Below are 6682 nucleotides of genomic sequence, written 5' to 3'. Positions count from 1 at the left end.
GCGGTGAAAAGGAGAACATTATCAAAACATCCTCAAAAGATTATGAACAGACTCTAACAGGAAGGTTGCTGGGCCATACCAGGTCAGACTGTCCGAGATCGGCCGAGCCGTGGGCTTGCATGATTCGACGATCAGTCGCATCGTGAATCCACACAAAGTCAGTGCTGCACAAAACAAGATCTGATAATCATCTAGAAGGCTCCTCGATATAACGGGTAGGGTTGGTGTTCGGAGCGTTCGAACATTCACCCGACCAACAAGGAGGAGCACATCATGAAATTGTACGGGGGTCTTAATTCGCGCGCGAATAACACGGTGGTGGTACTCAATGAGCAAGACCAGGTCGTCTCTCAGCAGCGCGTGTCAAATGAACTGGCGCTGGTGATCGAGGCACTCGCGCCGTATCAGTCTGACATTCAAGGGCTCGTGGTCGAATCCACACTTGGAGTTAGAACTCAAGAGGTGAGCTGCCATGTATTGAGTTGATGCCACAACGCGGGCACGTTGATCGCGATTCCGTGTGCCGCCAGCCGCGTGCACAGCTCCGCGAGCGTCAGATCGCCGGTTTCTTTCAGCCAGGCCCGGAGCGTCGGCTCCATCCCCGCCAACCGAGACCGCCGGTGGCCCCCAATCTGCAGACTGCTACGCCCTCCCGTCTGCGTGAGCCGGTTCCGCACCTGATACACCCAACCCCGGCTGACTTCAAATCGGTCGGCAATGGCTGTCGGACGCTCCCCACGTTCCAATGCTCGCAACACCCGATCCCGTAGATCTTGTGAATAGGCCTCCCTCCCTTTTCCTCCTAAGAGTACCAGGGCGGACATGCTACAGACTGTATGCACTTAAATCAAAAATGCTCTAGCGCAAGTGCCGAGTGCCCGCGAGGATCGTCCGGATAATCTTCAATGATTTCGCTGAAGGCACTCGCATAGGCCTGTGCAATTTCGTCGATGGTAAACGGGTCAGCATACCCACACCACAGGCACAGTCACACAGGCCTCCACGCGTCCTCTGGCGCCTCGCTCTCGGAAGCATTGCATGAAGCCGCCGCTCTTGTGAAACAACCGTGGAAATAAGCCCGGAAATAATGAAGCGGGCGGCAGATGCGTTGACCGAGGCGTATCTGTTTTTGCGCGACGTCGAACCTAAGCTGCGAATGGTCCACGATCTCCAAACCCATTTGCTTCCTGCCGAGGAAGAGGAATTGGAGCGTTGTGCTGTTCGAATGGGATATGGCGCAGAAGATCACAAGAAGGCAGCCGAACTATTCCATGCCGATCATCAGCGCCATACCGAGATGGTCCACCGCACCTTCCGGTCGTTTTTTGTCGAGCCAATGACCTCATCGATTTTCAGGGCCACGCTTAAAACGATAGGCGTGAAACCATAGAAGTGCAAGAGACAGATAACACAAGGGGATCAGGGGATCTGTTGCACTTCATAGGAAAATACGGGTCCGATTCCATGCACCGTGGAGAAGCTAAGGTGAGCATCCATGAGGCTCTCGCAACTATCGCGAGTACGGATCAGACAGATTCATACGTGTGACCTGACCAGAATTAGCCGAAATTGACGTAGAGCGTACAGTATTCCCTACTTGCTGTCCCCAGCCCCTGTTGCTCTCTTTGTCTCAATGCATGCCTTCTCACTTGAATTCAAATTTTTCTTATCATACTCCAGCCTTACGGCTCTACATCCCAGTTCAGCTATTGCGAGAAATGCCTGCTTGTTCCATCCGAGCTGAGCTGTTGAATAATGAGGAAAATTCTTATCTGAGCTTTTATAAAAGTCCGTGACAAAATTCCCATAAACCTCTTTGGCCTTCTCCTTTGATGGAACAGCGTCGAGCAACATCCTGTCTGCAGAAAGCTTCACATATGTCACTCGCAACTGTTTTTGCAGAATTGGCTCACAAGTATTGTCTTCGTTGTTACGAACACACCCCTTCCTAGGTTGAGCATCGTCACACTTAAATGTGCGTTTAGTTTTGACCCGATCCGACCAACAACTCCATGGCTCAAGGGTCTGTGTATGGGATGTTTTCTTTCCATACATAGTTACTTGGTCAAGCTCATCTACCTGTAGAACCATCTCTTCGTGCTCTAAATTTGTCTTGAGTTTCCCATAGGCTCCAAACTGATAACTATCCTCATAACCCACAAACGTTTTTCCAGTAACGCGCTCCATCATATAGGGAATGAAGTTTAAGACGCCTTCTGGTCTTCCATCATACTCAGCATCCACCACTATGATCTCTTCACAGTTTCTCTTAATGAGACCATAGACGCCTAGATTTTCTTCATTCCCGCCATCGGTCAACACAATAAATTTTTTCTGAAAAAAGAATTTCTTCGGGTCATCCTTGTCGGTTGGAGCGAGCATCGTATAGCCTAACCCGAGGTCACGTCCTAAAGCATTTAGGTATATATCTGTACGTTTATCTATGGCTGCACCTGAAATCGACGCAACTTTAGAGAAGCTATAGGTTTCTGCTCGGTCTTTGTCCTTTAATGTGGCCCAATCCCTGTAACCAGCACTGGGCGACCCCATTCCGTAGGGTGTGAACTCAAATATCCTGTCGGCAAGTCTTATACGCTCGGCCTCTGGGCGAGGATTAGGCGTACGGACATCTTCGTCGGACAAACGGACGCCTTCAATAGTAGCGTTAACGATCAAATAGGGGAGTTTCTTGGAGGCTGTTCGAATGGGAGGCCCTGTGCTTACACTAACTGAACTGAAAGGTAACCTGTTCCAAAGAGATTCAAAGTAGTTGGACTCAATTTCGGTTTCTTTGCCGTCCTCCACATGGAATGCATTGCTAAGAGCTCTTTCATAATTAGATCCGCTGCCAGTTTCATGGCCTTCGCTCCCTGGAGGATGATATGACCAAATCACTCCTCCAGTGTAGAGGATTAGCCGGGGAACGAGCGTAATCAAATCCAACCCTCCACTCATAAGTGAGAGAAGGCCCGAATCGGTGCTGGGGGCCTGAATTGTGGCTAACCCTAGCATCGATAGGTTTAGGACAAGGTTTCTTGCCTTCTCTGCAACCTTATTGATTGAATCTCCGGAAAGAACATCATCCAATACAGCCACAGCATCTCTCGGACTACCCTCCCTTGCCTTTATATCGTACTGTGCGTATAACCAGGTTGCTGCATAGGAACCACCAGACACGGCCGAAATAATGTCAACCTCAGGCAGTTTTCCACTTAGATGCAATCCCTTCAAGACGCCGATGCTGTAGGCTGCGGATCGAATTCCCCCCCCTGACAAGGCGAGGCAAGATCGCGGTGGAGTATTTGAATTTTTGTAGCCAGCACGCTCTACCTTCAGAAAGTCTTTTTCCCCAAATTCACCTATCTTGTGCATATTGGCAGGGACTGCCCACCACGAACATGAAGTAGTCAAAAGCACGAGGCATGCAAGGCTGTATACAGAAATCATGCATCGTGCCCCGCCACAGATCTGCCGGCAAGAGAACAGCCCTAAACTCTTCCGTGAAAAGCCTGACATCGTGACGCCCTCCTTGTATACGCTTGTATACGTACGTACCAAGAAAAATTACAAGTGCTATTTTCGCGTCTCGCTCGGCGCAGGACTCATGACGGTTCAGCCTCAGGTTCTGTCACACCTCTTCCGCGCTATTCCTCTTGTGAGACGAACGACTTCCTTCAGATCGGCGTTACGCACACACATCCGCGATTGCAGGAGTTGCAGATCAATTCAAGCAAGGCCCATGAACCTCTGCCGCGTCCGTCGTATCCATTCAGATACAGTTATGTATCTGTAGAGATACCAACGTAGGGTCTGAGACGATCATATTTGACTGCTCCGCTGCCATCCGCCCAATGCCTAGCCAACTCTACGCATAAGTGTATGTACCGGCAATCGACAGGACTAGGCCGTATCCGCCGACTCTTTCTCCGCCAGCGTTCACCCTGTTTCCTGCGGTCTCTCGGCACGTGTGGCCGTGACCGGCTCGTTGGCATGGTCTCTGCACTGTGGAGTGTCGATTGCGCAGTAATCTATTTGCAACCATTTCAGATCACACGAAAAGGAGAATGACATGATGAGAGCTGTGTGTTGGTTGACGGGTGTCCCGTCTCGGTCAAACTACGCATCCTCGGTGTGGCGCCCGATCCTTGCGCTCCTGTGTCTCATGACTATTTCGGCTTGCGGCGATAGCAGCCCTGTGTCCCCTCCCACTCCGGTCTCAACGGGCACGGTGACAGGCCGAGTGATTGCGTCGGACGGGACCGGAGCCATTCCGAATGCGACGATCGAGATTGGAACGGTGCGGACGACATCAGGAGCAGATGGCAGCTATACCCTGTCTGTCCCAGTGGCTGATCGAACAGTGGTGCATGCGGATGCCAGTGGGTTTGCGGAGAGCTTTCGCATTTCCCGCGTGACGGCTGGACAGAACACACCGCTCACCGTACAACTTGTGAGGGTTGGCTTTACCCAGAACGTACCTACTGCGTCCGGAGGTACGATAACTGATACCAACTCTTCGGCTCAAATCGTACTGCCAGCCAACGGACTCGTTCCGAGCACGGGGGCTCCGGCAGCTAACGTCGCGGTTTCAGTCACACCCATCAATGTGTCGACTACGACGAGTGATATGCCTGGAGACTTCACCGCTTCCGCCAGTGGGAGTATTACTCAGATTGAGAGCTTCGGGGCAATGCTGATCGATGTTCGTGACAGCAACAACGTGCGGTACAGTTTAACCCCCGGGAGCACCGCCACCATCCGTATCCCGGTCAGCACGCGATCTAGTAATGTGCCTGCGACGATTCCGCTCTTCTATTTTGACGGCTCGACAGGGCGCTGGATACAAGATGGCCAGGCGACACTCGTCGTGAATGCGTCCATTCGCTACTACGAAGGCACCGTGTCTCGGCTCGGCTACTGGAATGCCGATCTTGTGACGGAGACCATCGTCGTGACCGGCTGTGTGAGAAATGCCTCGGGCCAGCCTGTGCCCAATGCGCTTGTCGAGAGCGAGGGTAAAACCTATTCAGGTTCTTCACGAGCCTATACGACCACAGACGGCTCGTTTCAGATTCCGATCCGCAAGGACGGCGAGGCCACGATTACCGCACTTGCCGGTACCCAATTGACTAACACAGCGACCGCTGGCCTCGCGGCAACGAACATTGTCCTAGACCCATGTCTTGTCACAACTACCAGCACCGACGGTTTCAGTATCAAGTTGACCTGGGGTGCGAGTCCCAATGATCTGGATTCTTATCTATTTGTCCCCAACCACTATCGCATCAGTTTCAGGAACAGCGAGCTCGGTTCCTTGACCGAGCTGCCTTTTGCGCAGCTCGACATCGATGATCAGAGCAGCTTCGGTCCCGAGGTCGTGACGATCACCAAGTTGATGCAAGGGACCTACACCTATGCCGTGCACAACTACAGTAGATCGCAGAATTCCGGGGCTCCGGGCATTACAGAGTCACCAGGTCGCGTGGAACTCAGCCAGAATGGAAATGCCAGTGTCTTTGCCCCGCCTGCTGGCGAAGGCTCTAAGCTCTGGTGGCATGTCTTCAATATTGTGGTGGACGCACAATGTAACGTGTCGGTGACGCCCGTGAATGCGTGGCTGGATCAGGCACCGGCTCTATCTGCCGCCGGTACGCCGACTTTCTGTACGGTCAATTAGGCAGTGCGGTCTGAGTAGAGGCTTAATCTCTGCTCAGACCCAGAAGACCATGGAGAAGCCCATCCGGCTGGGTGGGTTTCTCCAGGATCACAAGTGTGAGGACTTAGAGTGGGTGTTCGTGGCAATAGGGCTATCACTTCAAGGAGGGATGTGATGAAGAGAACTAAAAGGTTGAGATTAACAGCCGTGGGGCGCGTGGTCGTGGCGGGGGTAGGGCTGATGTTCTTGGCCGGCTGCGCGGCCTCGCAGACCATGATCAGCAAACGGAATCTGGATGTCCAAACGAAGATGAGCGAGACAATTTTCTTGGACCCGGTCGGCCCTGAGCAGAGGGTGATTTACATCGATGTTCGGAATACATCCGACAAAGACAATTTTGATATTGCCACCCCAATTAAGGACGCCATTGCCAAGCGGGGCTATCGTGTCACCCAAGATCCGAAAGAAGCCCACTACCGGCTTCAGGCCAATGTGCTGAGCGTTGCCAAGACTGATCCGACTGCGGCACAGCAGGCCTTGGCTGGTGGCTATGGTGGACCACTGCTGTCCGCTGTGGGTGGGGCTGCGGCTGGAGCGGCGATTGGGGGGCTGGCCGGAGGGACCTACGGCGCGGTTGGAATGGGGGCTGCTGCTGGTGGATTGGCATTCGCTGGAGCCGAGCTTGTGACCGGTGCGCTGGTCAAGGATGTGCTCTTTATGGTGGTGACGGACGTCCAGGTTGTCGAGAAGGCAGCCGAAGGGGTGATTGTCCGGCAAGACAACCAGCAAAATTTGAAACAAGGTATCGGAGGTACAGAGCAACAGACCTCTTCTGAAGTCACGAAGCATAAGAAGTATCGCACAAGAGTGGTCAGCACGGCCAATAAGGCGAATCTGGACTATGAAGAAGCTGCACCGGCATTAACCCAGGGTCTCACGCGGTCTTTGGCGGGTTTGTTTTAACGACGACTCAGGCAGGATGCAATTATCCTTACGAATGTCTCACTCGGTCCGATTGGTTGAAAG

6 protein-coding genes are annotated in these 6682 nt (G+C 52.7%); 4 read left to right on the top strand and 2 right to left on the bottom strand.

Annotated features, from left to right (window positions below):
* Positions 1–273: 273 nt before the first annotated feature.
* The gene (locus tag E8D52_03940; protein ID TKB70205.1) at positions 274–486 is read left to right on the top strand and encodes a hypothetical protein; all 213 of its coding nucleotides are present in this window, start codon (positions 274–276) and stop codon (positions 484–486) included.
* Here the strand turns inward: E8D52_03940 and E8D52_03935 are convergent.
* Positions 456–824: a transcriptional regulator gene (locus E8D52_03935; GenBank protein TKB70204.1), complete on the bottom strand. Its 369-nt coding sequence runs from the start codon at positions 822–824 to the stop codon at positions 456–458. The genes E8D52_03940 and E8D52_03935 overlap by 31 nt on opposite strands.
* Positions 825–1087: 263 nt before the next feature.
* Here E8D52_03935 and E8D52_03930 point away from each other — a divergent pair, with 263 nt between their 5' ends.
* Entirely contained in the window at positions 1088–1390 is a 303-nt protein-coding gene (locus E8D52_03930) for a hypothetical protein (GenBank protein TKB70203.1), read from the top strand.
* Between the two features lie 203 nt (positions 1391–1593).
* Here E8D52_03930 and E8D52_03925 read toward each other — a convergent pair whose 3' ends face one another.
* Complete coding sequence (locus E8D52_03925) at positions 1594–3372, bottom strand: hypothetical protein (protein TKB70202.1); 1779 nt, start codon at positions 3370–3372, stop codon at positions 1594–1596.
* A gap of 697 nt (positions 3373–4069) precedes the next feature.
* Between E8D52_03925 and E8D52_03920 the strand changes: the two genes are divergently transcribed.
* Together E8D52_03920 and E8D52_03915 are read left to right on the top strand one after the other, a co-directional pair.
* Positions 4070–5677 carry a carboxypeptidase regulatory-like domain-containing protein gene (locus E8D52_03920; protein TKB70201.1) on the top strand — a complete coding sequence of 536 codons (1608 nt, stop codon included), beginning with the start codon at positions 4070–4072 and terminating at the stop codon, positions 5675–5677.
* A gap of 219 nt (positions 5678–5896) precedes the next feature.
* Positions 5897–6619 carry a conjugal transfer protein TraT gene (locus tag E8D52_03915; GenBank protein TKB70375.1) on the top strand — a complete coding sequence of 241 codons (723 nt, stop codon included), beginning with the start codon at positions 5897–5899 and terminating at the stop codon, positions 6617–6619.
* Positions 6620–6682 lie beyond the last annotated feature (63 nt).

The organism is Nitrospira sp., from assembly GCA_005116745.1.
GTDB lineage: Bacteria > Nitrospirota > Nitrospiria > Nitrospirales > Nitrospiraceae > Nitrospira_D.
Note: the sequence above shows the minus strand (reverse complement) of the source record. Positions and strands in the feature narration are given on the sequence as shown.

What these genes read in the sequence shown, in the direction of transcription:
- E8D52_03940 (TKB70205.1), top strand. Translation starts at nt 274, where the DNA reads ATGAAATTGTACGGGGGTCTTAATTCGCGCGCGAATAACACGGTGGTG.
- E8D52_03935 (TKB70204.1), bottom strand. Translation starts at nt 824, where the DNA reads ATGTCCGCCCTGGTACTCTTAGGAGGAAAAGGGAGGGAGGCCTATTCA.
- E8D52_03930 (TKB70203.1), top strand. Translation starts at nt 1,088, where the DNA reads ATGAAGCGGGCGGCAGATGCGTTGACCGAGGCGTATCTGTTTTTGCGC.
- E8D52_03925 (TKB70202.1), bottom strand. Translation starts at nt 3,372, where the DNA reads ATGCACAAGATAGGTGAATTTGGGGAAAAAGACTTTCTGAAGGTAGAG.
- E8D52_03920 (TKB70201.1), top strand. Translation starts at nt 4,070, where the DNA reads ATGATGAGAGCTGTGTGTTGGTTGACGGGTGTCCCGTCTCGGTCAAAC.
- E8D52_03915 (TKB70375.1), top strand. Translation starts at nt 5,897, where the DNA reads ATGTTCTTGGCCGGCTGCGCGGCCTCGCAGACCATGATCAGCAAACGG.